The sequence below is a fragment of the Achromobacter sp. UMC46 genome, assembly GCF_014170335.1.
In the GTDB taxonomy this organism is placed as follows: Bacteria; Pseudomonadota; Gammaproteobacteria; order Burkholderiales; family Burkholderiaceae_B; genus Achromobacter.
This window is the reverse complement of record NZ_LZZS01000004.1, coordinates 953119-971419: the sequence shown is the minus strand read 5'-3', so window position 1 is coordinate 971419 and position 18301 is coordinate 953119. Positions and strand designations below refer to the sequence as shown.

Annotated in this window: 19 protein-coding genes and 1 riboswitch; of the genes, 9 read left to right on the top strand and 10 right to left on the bottom strand. The window is 66.4% G+C overall.

Features of this window, described 5'->3' with window-relative positions; genetic code table 11:
* The first annotated feature begins 25 nt into the window (after positions 1-25).
* A riboswitch (glycine riboswitch) is annotated at positions 26-116 on the top strand.
* Between the two features lie 140 nt (positions 117-256).
* From A9973_RS07415 to A9973_RS07405, 3 genes are all read left to right on the top strand, one after another.
* Entirely contained in the window at positions 257-1486 is a 1230-nt protein-coding gene (locus A9973_RS07415; protein WP_183013076.1) for a D-amino acid dehydrogenase, read from the top strand.
* Positions 1487-1662: 176 nt separating this feature from the next.
* Positions 1663-1944, top strand: a complete 282-nt coding sequence (locus A9973_RS07410) for a type II toxin-antitoxin system Phd/YefM family antitoxin (RefSeq protein ID WP_183013075.1) — start codon at positions 1663-1665, stop codon at positions 1942-1944.
* A 9-nt stretch (positions 1945-1953) separates the two neighbouring features.
* Entirely contained in the window at positions 1954-2262 is a 309-nt protein-coding gene (locus A9973_RS07405; RefSeq protein ID WP_255469051.1) for a type II toxin-antitoxin system RelE/ParE family toxin, read from the top strand.
* A 165-nt stretch (positions 2263-2427) separates the two neighbouring features.
* Here the strand turns inward: A9973_RS07405 and A9973_RS07400 are convergent, their stop codons facing one another.
* Positions 2428-3753, bottom strand: coding sequence for an MFS transporter (locus A9973_RS07400; RefSeq protein ID WP_183013074.1), 1326 nt, complete (start codon positions 3751-3753; stop codon positions 2428-2430).
* A 97-nt stretch (positions 3754-3850) separates the two neighbouring features.
* On the opposite strand from A9973_RS07400, the gene A9973_RS07395 reads away from it, so the two are divergent.
* The gene (locus tag A9973_RS07395) at positions 3851-5368 is read left to right on the top strand and encodes a PLP-dependent aminotransferase family protein (RefSeq protein WP_183013073.1); all 1518 of its coding nucleotides are present in this window, start codon (positions 3851-3853) and stop codon (positions 5366-5368) included.
* Positions 5369-5413: 45 nt separating this feature from the next.
* Here A9973_RS07395 and A9973_RS07390 read toward each other — a convergent pair whose 3' ends face one another.
* The 4 genes from A9973_RS07390 to A9973_RS07375 form a co-directional block, all read right to left on the bottom strand.
* Positions 5414-6742, bottom strand: coding sequence for an aspartate aminotransferase family protein (locus A9973_RS07390; protein ID WP_183013072.1), 1329 nt, complete (start codon positions 6740-6742; stop codon positions 5414-5416).
* Entirely contained in the window at positions 6739-7821 is a 1083-nt protein-coding gene (locus A9973_RS07385) for a phosphotransferase (RefSeq protein WP_183013071.1), read from the bottom strand. The genes A9973_RS07390 and A9973_RS07385 overlap by 4 nt, the downstream gene beginning before the upstream one ends.
* Entirely contained in the window at positions 7818-9116 is a 1299-nt protein-coding gene (locus A9973_RS07380) for an ArgE/DapE family deacylase (protein WP_183013070.1), read from the bottom strand. Before A9973_RS07380 ends, A9973_RS07385 begins: the two co-directional genes overlap by 4 nt.
* A 238-nt stretch (positions 9117-9354) precedes the next feature.
* Positions 9355-10317 carry a GlxA family transcriptional regulator gene (locus A9973_RS07375; protein ID WP_183013069.1) on the bottom strand — a complete coding sequence of 321 codons (963 nt, stop codon included), beginning with the start codon at positions 10315-10317 and terminating at the stop codon, positions 9355-9357.
* Between the two features lie 231 nt (positions 10318-10548).
* Between A9973_RS07375 and A9973_RS07370 the strand changes: the two genes are divergently transcribed.
* On the top strand, positions 10549-10905 hold the full coding sequence (locus A9973_RS07370; protein WP_183013068.1) for a DUF1428 domain-containing protein: 357 nt from the start codon (positions 10549-10551) through the stop codon (positions 10903-10905).
* A 120-nt stretch (positions 10906-11025) separates the two neighbouring features.
* Positions 11026-11538 (top strand): VOC family protein, encoded by a 513-nt coding sequence (locus A9973_RS07365; RefSeq protein WP_183013067.1) that lies wholly within the window; start codon positions 11026-11028, stop codon positions 11536-11538.
* Between the two features lie 90 nt (positions 11539-11628).
* Here A9973_RS07365 and A9973_RS07360 read toward each other — a convergent pair whose 3' ends face one another.
* The 3 genes from A9973_RS07360 to A9973_RS07350 all read right to left on the bottom strand — a co-directional run bounded on the left by A9973_RS07360 (position 11629) and on the right by A9973_RS07350 (position 13696).
* Positions 11629-12141: a DUF1993 family protein gene (locus A9973_RS07360; protein ID WP_183013066.1), complete on the bottom strand. Its 513-nt coding sequence runs from the start codon at positions 12139-12141 to the stop codon at positions 11629-11631.
* A gap of 169 nt (positions 12142-12310) precedes the next feature.
* Positions 12311-13327, bottom strand: a complete 1017-nt coding sequence (locus A9973_RS07355; protein WP_255469049.1) for a PHB depolymerase family esterase — start codon at positions 13325-13327, stop codon at positions 12311-12313.
* Positions 13328-13516: 189 nt separating this feature from the next.
* Positions 13517-13696 (bottom strand): hypothetical protein, encoded by a 180-nt coding sequence (locus tag A9973_RS07350; RefSeq protein ID WP_183013064.1) that lies wholly within the window; start codon positions 13694-13696, stop codon positions 13517-13519.
* Positions 13697-13974: 278 nt separating this feature from the next.
* Between A9973_RS07350 and A9973_RS07345 the strand changes: the two genes are divergently transcribed.
* Positions 13975-14619 carry a hemolysin III family protein gene (locus tag A9973_RS07345; RefSeq protein ID WP_183013063.1) on the top strand — a complete coding sequence of 215 codons (645 nt, stop codon included), beginning with the start codon at positions 13975-13977 and terminating at the stop codon, positions 14617-14619.
* A 7-nt stretch (positions 14620-14626) separates the two neighbouring features.
* On the opposite strand, the gene A9973_RS07340 is transcribed toward A9973_RS07345, so the two are convergent.
* Positions 14627-15808: an NAD(P)/FAD-dependent oxidoreductase gene (locus tag A9973_RS07340; protein WP_183013062.1), complete on the bottom strand. Its 1182-nt coding sequence runs from the start codon at positions 15806-15808 to the stop codon at positions 14627-14629.
* A gap of 68 nt (positions 15809-15876) precedes the next feature.
* Complete coding sequence (locus A9973_RS07335; protein WP_183013061.1) at positions 15877-16644, bottom strand: helix-turn-helix domain-containing protein; 768 nt, start codon at positions 16642-16644, stop codon at positions 15877-15879.
* Positions 16645-16778: 134 nt separating this feature from the next.
* Here A9973_RS07335 and A9973_RS07330 point away from each other — a divergent pair, with 134 nt between their 5' ends.
* Positions 16779-17594, top strand: a complete 816-nt coding sequence (locus tag A9973_RS07330) for a sulfite exporter TauE/SafE family protein (protein WP_183013060.1) — start codon at positions 16779-16781, stop codon at positions 17592-17594.
* A 242-nt stretch (positions 17595-17836) separates the two neighbouring features.
* Positions 17837-18229, top strand: a complete 393-nt coding sequence (locus A9973_RS07325; protein ID WP_183013059.1) for a DUF4168 domain-containing protein — start codon at positions 17837-17839, stop codon at positions 18227-18229.
* Positions 18230-18301 lie beyond the last annotated feature (72 nt).

The following is an 18301-nucleotide window of genomic DNA, read 5'->3' as shown; positions in this document are numbered from 1 at the left end:
TTGGCTATTCTGTACCTCGTCGATTCAAAACCGCGCAGAAGAGACTGGCCCTTGCGGCCGGCGCCGACGGAGCAACCGCCCCGGAAACTCTCAGGCAACAGGACTGCGCGAGTCTAGACAATCTGGAGAGAGGCGCCGTGCGCGCCCACCGAAGGGGAACCCGCCGCCGTCAGCGCGACGGGTGAAGCTCTCAGGTACCGAGACAGATGGGGTGCTGCGGCCAGTTCAGGTCGCGGCCACCCAATCTGGAGCCATCATGCCCCGCATCGCCATCATCGGCGCCGGTATCACCGGCGTCACGTCCGCCTATGCCTTGTCCAAGCTGGGATATCAGATCACCGTCTACGACCGCCAGCGCTACCCCGCCATGGAAACGTCCTACGCCAACGGCGGCCAATTGTCAGCCAGCAACGCCGAAGTCTGGAACAGCGCGGCCACCATCCTGAAAGGACTGCGCTGGATGTGGCGCAAGAACGCGCCGCTGCTGCTGAACCCCAAGCCCAGCTGGCATAAGTATTCGTGGCTGGCCCAGTTCATGGCGCAGATCCCCCACTACCGCGAAAACACCATCGCCACCACCCGCCTGGCGATCGAGGCGCGGCAGCACCTGTTCGACATGGCCGACGCCGAAGGCATCGATTTCGACCTGGAGCGCCGGGGCATCCTGCACATCTATCACGATGCGGCCAGCTTCGACGCCGCCCGCCGTTCGAACGCGCTGCTTCAGGCAGGCGGCCTGGAGCGCTATGCCGTCTCGGGCAGCGAAGCGCGCAACATCGAACCCACGCTGCAGACGGATTGCCACGGCGGCTTCTTCACGCCGTCGGACGCCACCGGCGACATCCACAAATTCACCAGCGGGCTGGCGCGCGCCTGCGAACGCCATGGCGTCACCTTCGTGCAGGACGCCGACGTTGGCCAAATCAGCCGCGACAACCATCCCTATGTGCTGGAGGTGCTGCGCAACGGCGGCACGGAGCGCGAACAGCACGAGACGGATGCCATCGTCATCTGCGCCGGTGCCGTCAGCCGCAAGTTCGCGCAGCAGATGGGCGACACGCTGAACATCTATCCGGTCAAGGGCTATTCCATCAGCGTGCATCTGGACGATGCGCAAAGCCAGGCCGCCGCGCCCAGCGTCAGCCTGCTGGACGAGGCCGCCAAGATCGTCACCAGCAGGCTGGGCGACCGTTTCCGCGTGGCGGGCACGGCGGAGTTCAACGGCTTCAACATGGACATCCGCGCCGAACGCGTGCAGCCGCTGGTCGACTGGACGCGCAAGCACTTCCCCGGCATCCGGACATCGCGCGTGGTGCCCTGGTGCGGCCTGCGTCCCATGACGCCCAACATGATGCCGCGCGTGGGTCCGGGCAAACGGCCCGGCGTGTTCTACAACACCGGGCACGGCCACCTGGGCTGGACCTTATCGGCGGCCACCGCCCAGATGCTGGCGGCAAGCGTCGGGAAGACGCTGCCGCTGCCTTGAGAACACTCGTCCGACTCGCGTTGCCGCGACGGCGCCCGGGATTGGCGGCCCTGCGGCAACCCGAGGCTATCGGAGCATCGAGTAACAACGCATCATATGTCCTCATTCTCCTGCAGGAACCGGATGAACCAAATTAAGACTACAACCGGTCCACCCGTCCGACAGGAATTCAGGCCATGAAATACTCAACCCAAGTGAAGCCCATTTCCTATCTCAAGAGTCACGCCGCCGAGATCGTCACTACCCTTACGCAGACACGGGAACCCATGCTCATTACTCAAAATGGCGAGGCCAAGCTCGTCGTCATGGACGTACAGAGCTATGAAGAACAAGAGCAAATGATCGCCCTGCTTCAATTGCTTGCTCATGGCCGCCGGGATATCGAGGACGGGAGCATTGTGCCGGCCTCTGAGGTTTTCGCCCGCATCGACGCGTTGGACAAGGCGGACGAAGAGTGAGCCACAAGATTGTCTTTCTTCGATCTGCTGAAGACGATCTCCTGGATCCGGCGGTACATTCGCAAGCACTTCTCGCAAGCGACTTGGCTGAATGCCTACGCGAAAATCCAGCGCGCGATTCTGAATCTTCAGAAGTGCCCGCTCACGGGCCACGCCCCTCCGGAGCTGCCGTCGGCCCATTTTCTTGAATTCATCGCGGCGAAGAACCGGGTGATCTACGAAATCATCGGCAATACCGTCTACATCCATATCATTTGCGATGTACGCCAGGACTTCAAAACGAAACTGGCGCGGCGGCCGCTCCGGGCGCTTAAATAACAGGATAGGTTGAAGATCGCTCCCATCTAGCATGCCCCGGAGCTGCGCCGCCAACGCGACACAACGCTTAGCGCATCGATGGGGTCGCCGACGTTGGATACGCACACTTGCGCCATGCCGGCCCCGTGCTGCTGGCGCGCCAGGCTCGGCACGTGACCGGCCGGCTCACGACCGCTGCGGCGTCAAGCTGCGGTTGCGGGCCGCGGCGCGCGCGGCGTCGCGCTCGTCCGTGGGCAGGTACACCGCGCACAGGAAGTTCGCGCCCGCGATGACGGCGAACATCAGCGCCAGGGGCGGCCAGTTCAAGCCGAACTTGTGCGCCACCCACAGCCCCACCAGCGGCGTTGTGCCGCCGAAGATCGCGCCGCAAAGCTGGAAGCTGAGGGAAATGCCGGTATAGCGCATCTCGATCGGGAACGCGCGCGGCAGGTACGGGGCCAATACGGCGTAATAGGCGCCGATCAGGAAGATGGCCACGAGGATGCCGATCGCAATGTTGGTGATGTTGCCCGTCAGGATGAGCATCATCATCGGCACGGACCACAGCGTGGCCAGCGCCGTCACGTACACCAGGAAGCGGCGCTCGCCGATCTTCATCGCCAGGTAGGAAGCGAGAGGGAAGCTGATCAGTTCGACCACGCCGGCCCAGGTCACCACGTCCAGGATCTGCGGGCGGGTGATGTTCAGGTACGTGGTGGTATAGGTGATCATCAGGGTCGTCACGAAATAGAATCCCGAGATTCCCAGCAGGCACAGACCGATTCCCAACGCCAGCGCGCGTTTGCGCTCGCGCAGCACCAGGCCGATCGGCGCAATGTGCTCCTTGCGCTTTTCCTTCAGCCGCTCTTCCAGTTCCGGGCTTTCGTTCACGCCGCGGCGGATGACGAAGGCCACCAGGACCAGCACGCCGCTCACGATGAAGGGCAGGCGCCAGCCCCAGCTCAGGAAGTCTTCCTTGGGCAGGTCGGAGACGATGCGGAACACGCCGGTGGCGAGGATCAGGCCAATCGGGCTGCCGTACTGCGGCGCAGACGCCAGCAACGTGCGCCACTTGGGTGGCGCGTGCTCGGCCGCGATCAGCACGGCGCCTCCCCATTCCCCGCCCACGGCGATGCCCTGCACCAGCCGCAATGCCACCAGCAGGATGACCGCGGCCAGGCCGATGGAGTGATAGGACGGCAACAGCCCGATCAGCGTGGTCGCAATGCCCATCACCGTCAGAGTGATGATCAGGCTCTGCTTGCGGCCGACGCGGTCGCCCAGGTGGCCGAAGATCAATGCGCCGAACGGGCGCGCGAAAAAGCCGATGGCGAACGTGCCCAGCGAAGCCAGCGTACCCATGAAGGGATCGTCGGTCGCGAAAAACACATCGCCGAACACCAGCGCCGCGGCGGTGGCGTAACAGTAAAAGTCATACCACTCGATCATGGTGCCAAAGAATGCTGCCGAAGCTGCGCGAACCGGCTGGCGCCGGCTGCTCTTGCTGTCCATTTAATTCCCCTTGTATGCCTTGATGGCTGTGATTGACGATAGCAGCGACTGGCTATATCTTGTATAGCCACAAATGCCAATGTTCTAAGGCCACTTAATGAAAGAAGTGCTCCTCTCCGATCTCCTGGCCGGAGCCCTCTCGCGGGAATCTGAGCTGCCCTTGCAACGGCAGATCTACGAGATCGTGCGCAGGGGAGTGCTCGACCACACCCTGGTCGCCGGGCAACGGCTGCCGTCCTCGCGCGCGCTGGCCGAAGAACTCGGGATTTCACGCATTACGATCTCCCTGGCTTACGACAGGCTGATCGCCGAGAGCTATCTCACCGCCCGCGAGGGCAGCGGCACCTTCGTCGAACATACCGGCGAGCGTCCGCTGGCGGCGCCTTCCTCAGAAACGGCGGCCCGCCAGCGCCTGGGGCTGTCCACCCGCGGCGAAGTCACAGGCGGCGGCACGGGCGGACTGGGACAGCACACGGGCGCCTTCGTGCCAGGCATCGCGGACGCGACCCTATTCCCTTTTCATGTCTGGAAGCGGCTGCTGTCGCGCCATCTGGGCAAATCGAACCTGGCGCTGGCCGGCTATTCCAAGGATGGCGCGGGCTTCGTGCCGCTACGCGAGGCCATCGCGAACTACCTGCGCATTTCGCGCTCGGTCGTCTGCCAGCCGGAACAGATCATCGTGACTGCCGGAACCCACCAATCCGTCGACCTCTGCGCCCGCCTGCTGGCCGACGCCGGCGACGCCGCGCTGGTGGAAAGCCCCTGTCACTGGGCCTTCCCGCCGCTGCTCACCGCGGCGGGCATCCGCGTCCATCCCGCCCACGTCGACGAAGGCGGGCTGAACCTTTCCACCAGCAAAGTGCCGAAACGCGCGCGCCTCGTGATCAGCAGCCCTTCGCATCAATATCCTACCGGCGTCGTCATGCCGCTGGCGCGCCGCCTGGAACTGCTGCAAGCCGCGCGCGCGAGCGGGCTGTGGATCATCGAAGACGACTACGACAGCGAATTCCGCTACGACGGCGCGCCGATCCCGTCCCTGCAGGGCCTGGACACCGACGGCCGCGTCATCTACATGGGCACGTTCAGCAAGACCATGTTCGCAGGGCTGCGCATGAGCTACATGGTCGTTCCGGAACATATCGCGCACGCATTCTCCAACGCCTGCTCGCGCATCTACCGGCCGGGGCACCTGCATCTGCAGGCCGCACTGGCGGATTTCATGAATGACGGGCATTTCTCGCAGAACATCAAGCGCATGCGGCTGGAGTACGCGGAACGCCAGCGCGTGCTGCGGGAAGAACTTTTGCGGCAAGTCGGCCCGATGGTCGAGCTGTCGCAGGCCCGGGCGGGGCTGCACGTGTATGCGCGCCTGTCGCCGCGGGTGTCGGTGTCGCAACTGGTCGCCCACGCGCAAGCCGAGAACATCGTGCTGGGCCAGCCCCACTTCCTGCCCGATCATGCCGAGGGCGACCGCAACGCGGTGGTGCTGGGCTACGGCGGCGTGCCCGGATCGCAGATCCCCGCGGGCGTGGAACGCTTCGCGCGTGCGCTTGACCGCGCCAGCAGTACGGCGCCCGCAGCCCGGCCCCGGCGACGCCGCGCGGCGCCGGCCTGAGCGGGCCGTCGCGCGGCAAGCCACGGCTCCCGCGCCAGCCCTTCCCTACAACTTGGCGAACACCTCGTCGGCCGCCTGCATCAACTGGTCCGCGTTGGCCAGGCTGAACGGCAACTGCGGCCGCAGCTTGATGACGTTGCCGCGCAGGCCGGTGGCGCTCAGCAGCACGCGGTGTTCGCGCATCAGGTTCACGAATCGGTGCGTCTCTTCGGGGGCCGGCGTTTTGGCCCCCTGGTCCTTGACGAGTTCGATGCCCATGAACAGGCCGTCGCCGCGAACATCGCCGATCCAAGGATGCTTGCGCGCCATCTCGCGGAACTTATCCCGCAGATAGGCGCCCGTGCGCGCCGCGTTTGCCTGCAGGCCTTCGTCCTGGATGACATCCAGCGTCGCCAGCGCCGCCGCGCTGGAGACCGGATTGCCACCGAACGTGTTGAAGTAGCGCGCGTCGCGGCCGAAGCGTTCGAAGATCTCGGGACGCGCCACCACACCGGCTATCGGATGGCCGTTGCCCATGGGTTTGCCCATGGTGACGATGTCGGGCACCAGGCCATGGCGCTGGAAGCCCCACATGCATGAACCGGTGCGCGCGAAACCCGCCTGCACTTCGTCGGCGATGAACAGGCCGCCGGCGGCGCGGATGGCCTCGACGGCGGGCGCCAGGAACGGCGCGGGATCGGTATAGACACCATCGCTGGAGAAGACCGTATCCACCAGCAGCGCCGCCGGACGTATGCCATGGCGCAACATATCGTCGATGGCCTCCTGCACCCGGGCGGCAAACCACGCGCCGATCGTCGCGGGATCGTGCCGGTAGGTGTCGGGCGCGCTCACGGCACGCACGTCGACGCCCAACGGCACGGTCTTGCCCAGCGAGGGCGACACCGCCGCGACAGCGGCCGTGACGCCGTGGTAGGCCAGTTCCGTCACGATGACGCCGCTGGCGCCCGTGTGGCTGCGCGCAATGCGCAGCGCCAGGTCGTTGGCCTCGCTGCCGGTGCACGTGAACATCGCTTGCGACAGCGCGGACGGAAACGTGGCCACGAGGCGCTCGGCGTATTCCACCACGCCGTCGTGCAGATAGCGCGTATGCGTGTTGAGCACCGCGGCCTGCTCGGCAATGGCCGCGACCACGCGCGGATGGCTGTGGCCCACCGACGCCACATTGTTGTAGGCGTCCAGGTAGCGTTCTCCGGCGGCGTCATAAAGCCACACGCCCTCGCCGCGCACGATGTGCAGCGGATTGTCATAGAACAGCCGATAGGCCGTTCCGAGAACGCGCTGGCGCCGTTCGATCAGGGCACGCTCGGCGGCGGGCAGGCTGCCGGCGGCAGCGGGGTCGAATGCGTTCAACATGGCCTTGTCTTTGCTCATGCGGGATTCTCCAAAGTGGCGCCGCAGGCCCGCGACAGAATGTCCCGGGCGCGCCCTTGCGGCAAGGCCGCGAGTCGCGCCAGGCCGATCCAGGCGGGGGCGTTGTTGCGCAGGATGTAGGTACGGTTTTCGGGGTGCTGCTTGGCACGCCAGCCCGTGATGGCCACGGTAAGAAGCAGGCGCGTGGCAATCAGGTCCGGCAGCAGCGCGATCTCCGGATCCGTCAGCGGATTCAAGCGGTGGTAGCGGGCCACGCACAGTGCAGCGCGATCCAGCGGGCTGGCCGAATCTTCCAGCAGGTACGAGCAGGCCACTGCAAGGTCCTGCACAAGCGGCGCCTGCACCATGTCGCCGAAATCGAGGATGGCCGAAATACGGTCGGGCTGCGCCGCGTCCACGAGGACGTTGTAGGGGTTCAAATCATTGTGGATGACCTGGCGGCGCAGGCCCGGCAGCGCCGGCCGGACATGCGCCATGAACCGCGCCAGGGTGCGCTCGGCCAGCGCGCGCTGGCCGGCGTCTTCAATGCCGGCCAGCAGATCCGCCACCTGTTCCGCGTGCTGCAGGTCCCACAACAGCGTGTGGTTCGCAGTCGGATGTTCGAACCCCCGCAAGGCCAGATCGAAGCCCGCCAGCGCATGGCCCAGGGCTTGCGCCTGCGACGCGCTGCGTGGGGTCCTGTAGAGCGGCGTGCCGGATAGAAAGGTGATCACCCGGATGGCGCGGCGTACGCCCGCCGGCCCGTCGTGCCGATGCACGTGGCGGCCGTCGCGCGTCAACAGCAGGTGCGGTACCGGCAGGCTGCTGTCGGCGCGCATCAGGTGAAGCTGTGCCTGCGTCTGGAAGTCCGTCACCGCCGGATCCTCGGCGGGATGAGTGGCTTTCAGGACATAGGCGCTGCCATCGTCCAGGCGCAGGTGAAAGTTCTGGTCGCGCTCGCTGCTCAGCAATTCCGCCTGGGTACGCAGCCCGAAGACGTCCCAGGCAATCGCCCGGGCATCGTCGATGGTCAGTTTCGGGGCTTCGGCCGCAAAGAGCGCCTGTTCGGCCGTCGGGGTCGCCGTGCTGCGGATCGTCATGCGGCGATCTCTTCCAGGCCGCACCATTCGGCAATGAACAATGCGATGGTCTGCGTCACCTTGCGCACCGATTCCAGGTTCACCGACTCGTCGTTGCCGTGCGGCATGCGGCATTCCGGGCCGTAGACGATGGCCGGCGTATCGGCGTAGAGGCCGTAGAACCGGGCGTCGGTCGCGGCCGAGGTGACGTATTCCTGCAGCGGCTCGTTGAAGACCGCCTCATGGCTGACTCGCAGCGCCGCCTCGACGTCCTCGGAATCCTTCAGTTCATAGCCTTCGGCCATGAAGCCGTGGTAGATCACCTTGGGCGGATGCTTGGCGAGGAAGGGATCACGCGCGGCCACTTCCGCGACGAACGCTTCGATCTCGGCACGGGCGGCCTCCAGGCTCTGGCCCGGGAACACCGCGACGCGCATGTCGAAGGTACACCAGGCGGGCACGCTCGAGGGCCAGTCGCCGCCGGCGATCTTGCCCAGGTTGAAGCGGATGGGATGCGGGTGGTCGCAGAAATGGGTGTGCTCGCATTTGCGGCCGTTCCAGCGTTCCTCCAGTTCGTCCATCGCCTGGATCATGAAGATGGCTTTCTGGATGGCGTTGGCGCCTGCGCCCGAAAACGCCGCCGACGCGTGCTGCGGATCGCCGTCGACCTGCACCTGGAACCACATGGGCCCGACCTGGGCCCGCATCAGCATCGGCAGCAGGGGTTCGGGAATGAATGCGGCATCGGCGCGGTAGCCGCGCTGCAGGCAGGCCAACGCGCCGTTGCCGGTGCATTCCTCTTCCACCACGGATTGCAGGAACACGTCCGCCGCCGGCTGCAGCCCGACCCGGCGCAGCGCGTCCAGCGCCGCCATGCAGGCGACAAGGCCCGATTTCATGTCGCCCGCGCCGCGTCCGTGCATCCAGCCGTCGATGATGGCCGGGTCATAGGGGTCGCGGCTCCATTGCGACCGGGGCCCCACGGGCACCACGTCGATATGGCCGTTCAGGATCAGCGACCGGCCCTGGCGCGTTCGCGAGCGGTGGGTGCCCACCACGTTGAACGCGTTGTCGTACGAGATGGCTACCGGCGAGAAACCCGGCATGTGCTTGATGGCATCGATGTCGATCTGCCAGCGGTCCACCTCATAGCCCCGCGCCGCATACTGCGCCGCCATGAAATCCTGCGCGGCCGCCTCTTCGCCGCGCTGGGACGGGATTCGGACCAACTGCGCCAGCGTATCGGTCTGGTCGGCATAGCCGTCATTGACGGCCGCGAGAATGCGCGCTTTCAGCGCTTGGGTCAGCTCGGGCATGGATGTTCCACGGTTAGGGACAATGCCAAAGATGATAGGGGAAACTGGCGCTAAGTCAGATAGCCAATCCCAAGCATTTCATATAGCCACTTTTGGGTATTCCCCTCACCGTCTCCCGCATGCCCGTCCGCCTGCCGCGCGCGGTGTGGGCGGCGCCGCGCAAAGCTCGGCCTGCGCCACACCGCAACGCGGATGATGGCGCCGCGGCCCTGCGCCGGGATCTCATCCGTGCGCAGGGTCACTGATAGCGTTCGCGATAGCCGACGGGCGACATGCCGCAGTATTTGTTGAAAATGTCGCGAAACGCCTTGGTGTCGTTGTAGCCGACCTCGTACATCACTTCCGACACGCTTTTGCGCGAGCTCTCCAGCCGCTTCTTCGCGGCCTCGACACGGACCCGCTGCACGTATTCCACGATGCTGTTCCCCGTGGCTTGCCGGAACCGGCGTTCCAACGTGCGACGGCCCATCGCGTGGCGGTCGGCCAGGTCTTCCACGGTGATCTTCTCCGTGTAGCGGCCTTCGATGTCAGTCTGCACGGCCCGCACGACGTCGTCGGCGTGGCCCTTCTGCCCCGTGAACACCGAGAACGGCAGCTGGCTCTGCCGGCTCCAGTCCAACTGGAAGTATTTGGCGCACCAGATGGCGGTGTCGCGGTCAGTGTATTTTTCGATCAGATGCAGCACCAGGTGCGCGGCCGAAAACGCGCCGCCGCTCGTGTAGATGCCGTTGTCGGCCATGACGACGCGGTCGCTGACCCACTGCACGTTCGGGAACAGGCTGGCGTACAGGTTTTGCGCCACCCAATGCACCACGGCTTGCTGCCCGTCCAGCACCCCGCCCGCCGCCAGCAGCGCGGCGCCCATGCACAGGCTGGCGACTTCGCCGCCCTCGCGGTGATGGCGCGACAACCAGTCGATCAGTTCGCGGTTGGACAGGACCGCATCGGACACGGCGCCCAGCAACGGCGGTGCGATGCAGATATCGATGTCAAGCGCGTCGGCCAGCACCAGGTCGGCCTGCACTTTGATACGCCCGTCGTCCAGGCTGACCTCGCGGGTCAACGCCAGCGTGCGCACCCGGAAACGCGGTTCACGGCCATGCGCGGCCAGGTATTCGTTGGCGACCAGGAAGCCATGGCGCGCAGTCTCCAGGGAAGCGATGTTCGCTCCCGTCGGCAGTAGGAAAGCGACGTTTTTCATTGGGGCGGAAAGTCCGGGCGGCGGGAGCCGCGGAGCGGCGTTTTTCATGACGCCAAGCATACGCTTGTGCACTGTCGCAATCCACCCGCAAGAATGTCGCAATCCCCTATCTGAAACCTGCCCCAATCCCGATACAGTGACATCTGCCGGCTTCAAGGCCGGACGGCTGCGGGCGTGACCAGCGGGCACGCCTGGCGCCGGATAGAACAACATGGATCAAAGGAGTGTTTGATGGAAAAGTACATAGATGGTTACCTTCTCGCCGTCCCCAAGGCGAACCTGCCGGCGTACAAGAAAATGGCGGAGCAGGCCAAGGTCGTCTGGATCGAGCACGGGGCGCTGGACTACCGCGAATGCGTCGCCGACGACATCGACATGGAAGGGTTCGGCTCGTTCACGGCGGCCGCTGGCGCGAAGGCAGACGAAACGGTGGTGTTCGCCTGGGTCTTGTTCGAAAGCAAGCCCGAGCGCGACCGGATCAACGCCAAAGTCATGGCGGACCCCCGGTTGAGCAACATGTCCTGCGAAGGCGTGTTCGATTTCAAACGCATGTGCCTGGGCGGCTTCAACACGCTGGTCGCCAAGTAAAAAAAACCGGGCGCCCTGTCGAAACCGGCATCGCCCGTTCGTCGTATAGGCAGGAGCCGCTGGACCGCACCGGCCCCGGCGCTCCGTCCCCCCGACAGTCAACGATTCTGGAGACTCACCATGGCCACCCCTGCAAAACAGCCCATTCCCGACGGCATGCACACGCTGACCTCGCATATCGTGTGCGAAGGCGCGTCGGATGCCATCGCCTTCTACAAGAAGGCCTTCAACGCCGAAGAGCTCGCGCGCCTGCCCGGGCCCAACGGCAAGATCATGCATGCCGCCATCCGCATCGGCGATTCCGTGCTGATGCTGATGGACGACTTCCCCGAATGGGGCAGCCTGGGGCCCAAGGCATTGAAGGGCTCGCCCGTGACGCTGCACCTGTACATGAACGACGTGGACGCCGCGATGAAGCAGGCCGTGGCCGCCGGCGCCACCGTGACGATGCCCGTCGCGGACATGTTCTGGGGCGACCGTTACGGCCAGGTGGTGGACCCGTTCGGCCACCGCTGGTCCATCGCCACGCACAAGTTCAACTACTCGCCCGAGGAAATCCAGCAGAACATGGCCAAGATGGGCGACATGACCGGCTGCGGCGATGCCGCGGCAGCCGCGGCCGCCAAGCAATAAGCGCGTCGCGCCGGCACGCAGGAAAAAGCCCGCAGCGGCCGGACTCGAAAGGATCCGGCCGCTGCGGGCTTTTTTACGTCTGCCCGAGACTTACTGCGAATATGGGCCCAGGAAATCCAGCTTGCCGATCTTCACGCCGGCGTTGCGCAAGATCGCATAGGCGGTCGTGATGTGGAAATAGAAGTTGGGCAACGCGAACGTCAGCAGGTAGCCGTCGCCCTGGAATTCCGGTTTGAAGTCGCCGAAGTTCACGACGATCTTGCGGCTTTCGGCGCCCTCCACCTGGTCAGGCGTCACGCTTTGCAGATAGGCGATGGTGTCGGCGATGCGTTGCTGCAACTGCTCGAACGTCGTCTCTTCGTCGGGAAACTTCGGCGCCTGCCCCTGGGACAGTCGCTGGACCGCGAATTTGGCGGCGTCGCTGGCGCGTTGGACCTGGCCTGACAACGGATACATGTCGGGCGCCAGGCGCGCATTGACGAGCGCGGCGGGATCAAGCCCTTCGGCCTGGGCATGGGCGACGGCCTTTTCCAGCAGGTCGGCCAGCACGGTCATGCCGCGAACGAAGACGGGCACGGATGCCTGATAGATAGAGAGGGACATGGCGCAGATTTCCAAAAAGCCAGCTTGGGCAGGGCACGCGCTCCGCCTGGATCTGGAATGCGGCGATCTTACCGCCGCACCGTGTCGTTTCCATAGCCGCCGGCCTCGACAACTGCATTCCCGATTCGCGAACAATGGCGACGGCCCGATGGCGCCTGCCCACGGATACCTATGCTTCCCGCTGCTCCGCGCCCGTCCGGCGCAAGCCCTGAAAAAACCGCCATACCAGAGCCGAGGCGTCGGGGCCGCCCCGCGCGTGGTACTTCACCGACGCGTCGCCGCCGCTCCAGGCATGCTCCAGGCGCGTGATTTCGCACAGGCGCAATACCGTCTTGCGCCCGCGCAGCAGGTCCATGCGGCGATACGCCTTGTCGGTGCCCAGCCCCAGCACGCGCTCGACCGGAAGAGCTTCCGGACCCAGGCCGTTCAAGGCGCGGAACTGTTCGAACAACTGCTTGCCGTTGCGCGGTGCCACCGCCGGATCCAGCTGCCCCTGCAGGATCAAGGCGGGCATGCCCAGGCGGAATACGGCGGGATCCGCCACGCCTTCCAGCAACGGCAGCAACGGTTTGAGGCTGCCGCGCCGCATCGTGCCGATGCCGCTGGCCGCGCTGTGCGCGTCGCCCACGACGGGGCCGGAATGCATGGCCACCGCGGCAATCAGCGAGGGATGCCGCAACGCCACCAGCGCCGCCATGCCCGCGCCCGCCGACAACCCCGCGATGTAGACCCGTTCCGGATCCAGGTCATGCCGTGCGACTTCCGACCGGATCAGCGCCGCGATCAGATCGGCCTCGGCGCCGCCATGCTGGGCATCGGGCTGGAACCAGCGCCAGCAGCGCTGGACCTGACGGGTCATGGACTGCTGCGGATACAGCACCATGAAGCCGCCGGCATCCGCCCATTGGTTCATGCGCGTGCCGCGCGCGAACGCCAACGACGTCTGCCGGCAACCATGCAGCATCACGACCACCGGCATGCCGGCGCGTGGCGCGGGCGCCGGCGTATAGCGCGCGAAGGCCAACTGGCGTCCCGCGCCGTCGGAGAACTGCCGTGACGCCTCCCAACGCCCGCCGCCCAGGGACGACACGGCCGGTGGGCGGGGGGTTGCAGCCGGCGGCGCAAGCTTGACCGCCGTCTTGCGCGCCGATGCGGTGCGTTTCCTGGTGGCTTTGGGGGCCGCCATGCGCAGCGCCGCGCGCTGGAGTTTGCTTAGTTTCTTTGCGGCTTTGAAAAACAGACTGGTAAAACTGCGCGCCATTGCTAGGCCTCGGCCAGTAAACCTTCTTGACTTCGCGCCGGCGCCGTGGCGCCGCGGGGCCGCTCGCTGCGGCACGCCGGCCATCGCGCCCGCACGGTCACGGACGCCTGGAACTCAGAATCTTGGAGCCGGACCGGCGCCACCCGTCAACAATTGCAGACAGGACATCAGCGCCACGGCGATGGTCAGTATGGACAATACCCTGACCACTTTACTGGCGTCGGGACGCGTCAGCATGGCGGTCATCCGAGTGATGATGTATGCGCCCACCATCAGGCCGATTGCCGGAATCATCAGAGTCTCCCCTTAGAGTATCTGTTGCGCGGGCGCGCACGCGCAGCCGCGGACGCGAGCCTGGGACAAGAACATGCGCCGCCTCTTCGGGCGGATTTATTTGTGCGTGAAATGTATCACAGAGTAACTTCCTACCTGCATATTTCCTTGCGCCGGACATGGGTGGCATTTGAACAAAATCAAGCCGCGCCGCATCAGCCTCGCCGAGCGCCTGCGGCCCCTTGAGCGCGCGGCGCAAAGCGCCTATGGTGTAAGCCTCGCTTCAACAAGACGCATTCATGTTCCCCAACGACAGACCCCAGACCCTGGGCGAAGAAATCGCCAACACCATCAGCCACGGCGTGGGCGCGGCCGGTGCCGTGGCCGCCGCCCCCTTCCTGATCATCGCCGCCGTGCGCCAGGGCGACGCCGCCTTCATCGCGGGCGCCGCCGTCTTCGCCGCCTCGATGTGCCTGCTGTATCTGGCATCCACCATCTATCACGCGCTGCCGCTTTGCCGTGCCAAGCAGATCTTCAACGTGCTGGACCATTCGGCCATCTACCTGCTGATCGCCGGCACCTATACGCCGTTTGCGCTGGGCGCGTTGCGCGGCCCATGGGGCTGGACCCTGTTCGGCCTGGTGTGGGGGCTGGCCCTGCTGGGCGTCGGGCTGAAGGCCAGCAAACGCCTGAACCGCCCGGCCATCTCCACCGGGCTGTACCTGGCGATGGGCTGGCTGGTGATCATCGCGGTGAATCCGCTGATCGAACGCGTCCCGACCGGCGGGCTGTGGTGGCTGGTGGCGGGCGGCCTGGCCTATACCGGCGGCGTAGTGTTCTTCGTATTCGACAACCGCTGGCGCTACAGCCATTTCGTGTGGCACCTGTTCGTGCTTGCCGGCACCGTCTGCCATTTCTTCGCGGTGCTGTGGTACGCCGCCTGACGGCGATTCAACGGCGGCGGGCCGCTTCCGCTTCGGGCATGGCCAGCAAGCCGCGCTTCATCAATCCGCGAACCCCGGGCACCAGCAGCGAGCCGCCGAACAGCAGGTCACGCCACAGCCCCGGCCCCGAAGACTGGAAACACGGCGTCAAGGCGCGGCTCAAGGTCTGGTACATGCGCGACGGCAGCAGCCGGCTGCGCGCATAGCGCGCCGGCCCCTCGGCCGCGCCGTACTGCCCCAGCGCACGAGCCAGCGCCAACGCATCCAGCACGGCCAGCGTCGCACCCAGACCCAGTTGCGGGCTCATCGCGTGGCCGGCGTCGCCCACCGCGCAATATGGCCCGGCGGCCAGCCCCCGCGGCCAGGTATGGCGGTAGGTGGCCACCGCCAAATCCTCGTGCCGGGATACTTGCTGAACCACCGGCGCCGCTTCAGGCCACAATGCCAGCAGTTGCTTCTTCCATTTCCCGATCGGCGCCGCACGCCAGGCGGGCAATGCGTCGTGGCGGATGCTCCAGAACAGCGACAGCCGGACACCCTGCGGGCCGATCTCGGTGGGCAGCAGGCCCATCATTTGCCGGGTGCCGCGAAAACGCTGCAGCAACTGCGTCGCGCCCGGCCAGTCCGGCGCCCAGAACTGCCCCCACAACGCGCCCCACTGGTAGACGCGGGAACGCGAGGCCAGCCCGACCTGTTCGCGCAGCGCGGACGCGGCGCCGTCGGCCACCACGAACACGTCGAACGCGGATTCTGCCTGGCCGCTGCCCTCGCCATGGACCACGCGCGCCCTGCCCGCCTGGCTAGCCAGCGTCTGGACCGGACAGCCGAACGAGAACGCGACCCCCGCTCGCTGGCAAGCGTCGAACAACACGCGGCCCAACGCCGCCCGGGTCACTGCGCGCGCGCCGTCGCCCACGTAATCGATATCGACGATGCGCCACCCGCGATGCGACAGGCCCAGCAGGCCATCGATCGGCGCGCCGACGTTCAGCGCGGCCACGTCCACCCCTAGCGTGCGCAGCGCGCGCACCCCCGGCGGCTGAAGCAGCAAGCCCGCGCCCATCGTCGTGAAATCCGGGTGCTTTTCAAAGACGCGCACCTGATGCCCGGCCTGGGCCAGCGCCAGCGCGGTCGCCAGCCCGGCGCTGCCCGCGCCGGCGATTCCCACGGAAAGCGGAGATTGCGGCAAGGTTTGGAATCCGTATCGGCGGCGGGCCCGGCATGGGCCGCCCTTCGTGCCGCGATAGTACCAACAGACTAGTCCTGCCGCAGGTACTCGGTAGGAGGCCGCCCCAGCACGCGACGGAACATCGTGGAGAACGCCGCCGGGCTTTGATAGCCGAAGTCCAGCGCGATGACGGTCACCGGTTGCCCGGCGGCCAGCCGCGCCAGGGCCAGCACCACGCAGGCACGCTGCCGCCACGCCGAAAACGGCATCCCCGTCTGCTGGCTGAAGTGACGGCTGAAGGTCCGCAGGCTCATGTGCAGGCGGTCGGCCCAAGCCTGCGGCGGCACCCGCGCGTCGGGCGCGGCGATGAAGGCCCGGCACAGCGGCGCCAGCCGCTTGTCGCGCGGCAACGGGATATGCAAGGGCAGCACCGGCGCGCGATCGACCTCATGCAGCAGCAGGGCCGCCAGCGCCCCGTCGCGCCCATCGGGGTCGTAGGCGGCGGGCATGTCGACGGCTTCCAGCAGCAGTTGCCGCAACAGCGGCGACACCTCGATCACTTCGCAGGCGTCCCGGCCCGTCCGCGCGGCGCCGGGTTCGATGTAGGCGCTGCGCGTGCTGACGTCCAGCATCCGCACCTGATGCGTCACGCCGGCGGGGATCCACACGGCGCGCTGTGGCGGCACGACCCAGTTGCCGTCGCGCGTCTCGACCTGCATGACGCCGGTGGCGCCGTACAGCAGTTGCGCGCGGCGGTGGGCGTGCGCCGGCAGCAGGTGGCCCGGCGGGTAGTCGTTGCCGATGGCGACCACGGTGCGGTCCAGCGAGTCGTAGCGGTCGATATGGGTATTGCGCATGGGCGGAATGGACGGAATGGGGGCAAAAGCGCCGTCCGGTCTGGCCGAAACTAAAACATTATTGTCCCATCCTATAAAGCAGGCCAACCCGGCACGCCTTACCGTGACGGTTTTCCCGCGAAAGGAAGGACGGCATGCTGTATCTCATATTGGCCCTTTTCGGCTGCGTCAGCGGTGTCACCACGGTCCTGTTCGGCTTCGGCGGCGGCTTTGTGGTGGTGCCGGTGCTGTACGGCGTGCTGACGGCCACGCATGGCGCCGGCGACCCCATCGGCCAATCCGCCATGCATATCGCGGTGGCGACTTCAACTTGCGTGATGATCGTGAATTCCATCGCCGCGACGCGCAAGCACCGGCGCGCCGGCAATATCGTGCGCGCCTACGTCTGGCCGCTGGCCGCCTTTATCGCGGCGGGCGCGCTGCTTGGCGCGTGGGCCGCCACCCGCGCCAGCGGCGACCTGGTGCGCGGGGCCTTCATCGCCTATCTGGGCGTGACGATCCTGGACTGCCTGCTGCGCCAAGGCTTCCTGGCGCAGCACGACGCGCAAACGCCGCAACCCCTGGGGCAAGGCGTCGTGGTGGGCGGCGGCGTGGCCATCGGCGCCATCGCCACCTTCCTGGGCGTGGGCGGCAGCGTGATGACCGTGCCGCTGCTGCGCCGGCGCGGGCTGCCCATGGCCAAAGCCGCCGCCATGGCGAACCCGCTGACGCTGCCGGTGGCCATCGTGGGCACGCTGGCCTACATGGCGGCCGCGCGCGGGCTTCCCGCCGCGCTGGCGCCATGGATCGTCGGGTATGTCGACCTGCTGGCGTTCGCGGCGCTGGCCCTGGGTTCGCTGGCGGGCATCCGCCTTGCCGCGCCGCTGATCCCCCGGATCCCCGACCGCCTGCATGCCCGGGTCTACGTCCTGCTGCTCGCCCTTGTCATGCTGAGCATGCTGCTGATCTGACAGCGTGCTGATCCGACTGCGGGCGCGCAACCGGCGCCGCCCGCGCAAACCTAAGGACACATCGCGGCCAGCAGCGACTACGAAACCGCGCAAAACGTTTCCGGCGCCCGCCCTGGGGCCGCCCTCCCACGCCGCGCCCGGATCCCGTGGCCTGCCGACACAGGAAAACACATCGCGAAACTTGTCCCGCGCCGGGTCCCGTCGTCATCATGGTCGGACATTAACCGGAACAAGGAGGTTTCATGCAGCGTTCCACTTACGCATTCCTATCCGCCGCCATTCTGACGACGGCGCTGTCCGGTGCCCCCGCCCTGGCGCAGAACGCTAGCCAGCCGCCGGCTCAACCGCAAATGGCCCCCGCCATCACCCAGCCCACCGACCAGCAGCTGCAACGCTTCGCTTCGGCATCGCAGAAGGTGTCCGGCGTGGTCGACGAATACCGTCCCAAGGTCGACGCCGCGAAGTCGGACGACGCCAAGCAGAAGGTCGTCCAGGAAGCGGACGCCAAGATGGTGCAGCTGGTGCGCGCGGACGGACTGACCGTCGAAGAATTCAATGGCATCGGCCAGGCCGTGCAGCAGGACCCGCAGTTGAAGCAGCGGGTCATGAACATGAGCCAGGGCGCGCCGAAGTAACCCAAGGCCGGACCGGGGATTGTCCGGCCTGCGCCACGCGACCCTCGGGCGCGTGGCGCTTTTTCGTTGCGC

Bases quoted from the DNA above. Each gene is read 5' to 3' on its own strand.
- A9973_RS07380 (WP_183013070.1), bottom strand. From the start codon at position 9,116: ATGCCCGAGCTGACCCAAGCGCTGAAAGCGCGCATTCTCGCGGCCGTC.
- A9973_RS07355 (WP_255469049.1), bottom strand. From the start codon at position 13,327: ATGGCGGCCCCCAAAGCCACCAGGAAACGCACCGCATCGGCGCGCAAG.
- A9973_RS07375 (WP_183013069.1), bottom strand. From the start codon at position 10,317: ATGAAAAACGTCGCTTTCCTACTGCCGACGGGAGCGAACATCGCTTCC.
- A9973_RS07400 (WP_183013074.1), bottom strand. From the start codon at position 3,753: ATGGACAGCAAGAGCAGCCGGCGCCAGCCGGTTCGCGCAGCTTCGGCA.
- A9973_RS07335 (WP_183013061.1), bottom strand. From the start codon at position 16,644: ATGCGCAATACCCATATCGACCGCTACGACTCGCTGGACCGCACCGTG.
- A9973_RS07390 (WP_183013072.1), bottom strand. From the start codon at position 6,742: ATGAGCAAAGACAAGGCCATGTTGAACGCATTCGACCCCGCTGCCGCC.
- A9973_RS07415 (WP_183013076.1), top strand. From the start codon at position 257: ATGCCCCGCATCGCCATCATCGGCGCCGGTATCACCGGCGTCACGTCC.
- A9973_RS07330 (WP_183013060.1), top strand. From the start codon at position 16,779: ATGCTGTATCTCATATTGGCCCTTTTCGGCTGCGTCAGCGGTGTCACC.
- A9973_RS07370 (WP_183013068.1), top strand. From the start codon at position 10,549: ATGGAAAAGTACATAGATGGTTACCTTCTCGCCGTCCCCAAGGCGAAC.
- A9973_RS07360 (WP_183013066.1), bottom strand. From the start codon at position 12,141: ATGTCCCTCTCTATCTATCAGGCATCCGTGCCCGTCTTCGTTCGCGGC.
- A9973_RS07350 (WP_183013064.1), bottom strand. From the start codon at position 13,696: ATGATTCCGGCAATCGGCCTGATGGTGGGCGCATACATCATCACTCGG.
- A9973_RS07385 (WP_183013071.1), bottom strand. From the start codon at position 7,821: ATGACGATCCGCAGCACGGCGACCCCGACGGCCGAACAGGCGCTCTTT.
- A9973_RS07365 (WP_183013067.1), top strand. From the start codon at position 11,026: ATGGCCACCCCTGCAAAACAGCCCATTCCCGACGGCATGCACACGCTG.
- A9973_RS07325 (WP_183013059.1), top strand. From the start codon at position 17,837: ATGCAGCGTTCCACTTACGCATTCCTATCCGCCGCCATTCTGACGACG.
- A9973_RS07395 (WP_183013073.1), top strand. From the start codon at position 3,851: ATGAAAGAAGTGCTCCTCTCCGATCTCCTGGCCGGAGCCCTCTCGCGG.
- A9973_RS07410 (WP_183013075.1), top strand. From the start codon at position 1,663: ATGAAATACTCAACCCAAGTGAAGCCCATTTCCTATCTCAAGAGTCAC.
- A9973_RS07345 (WP_183013063.1), top strand. From the start codon at position 13,975: ATGTTCCCCAACGACAGACCCCAGACCCTGGGCGAAGAAATCGCCAAC.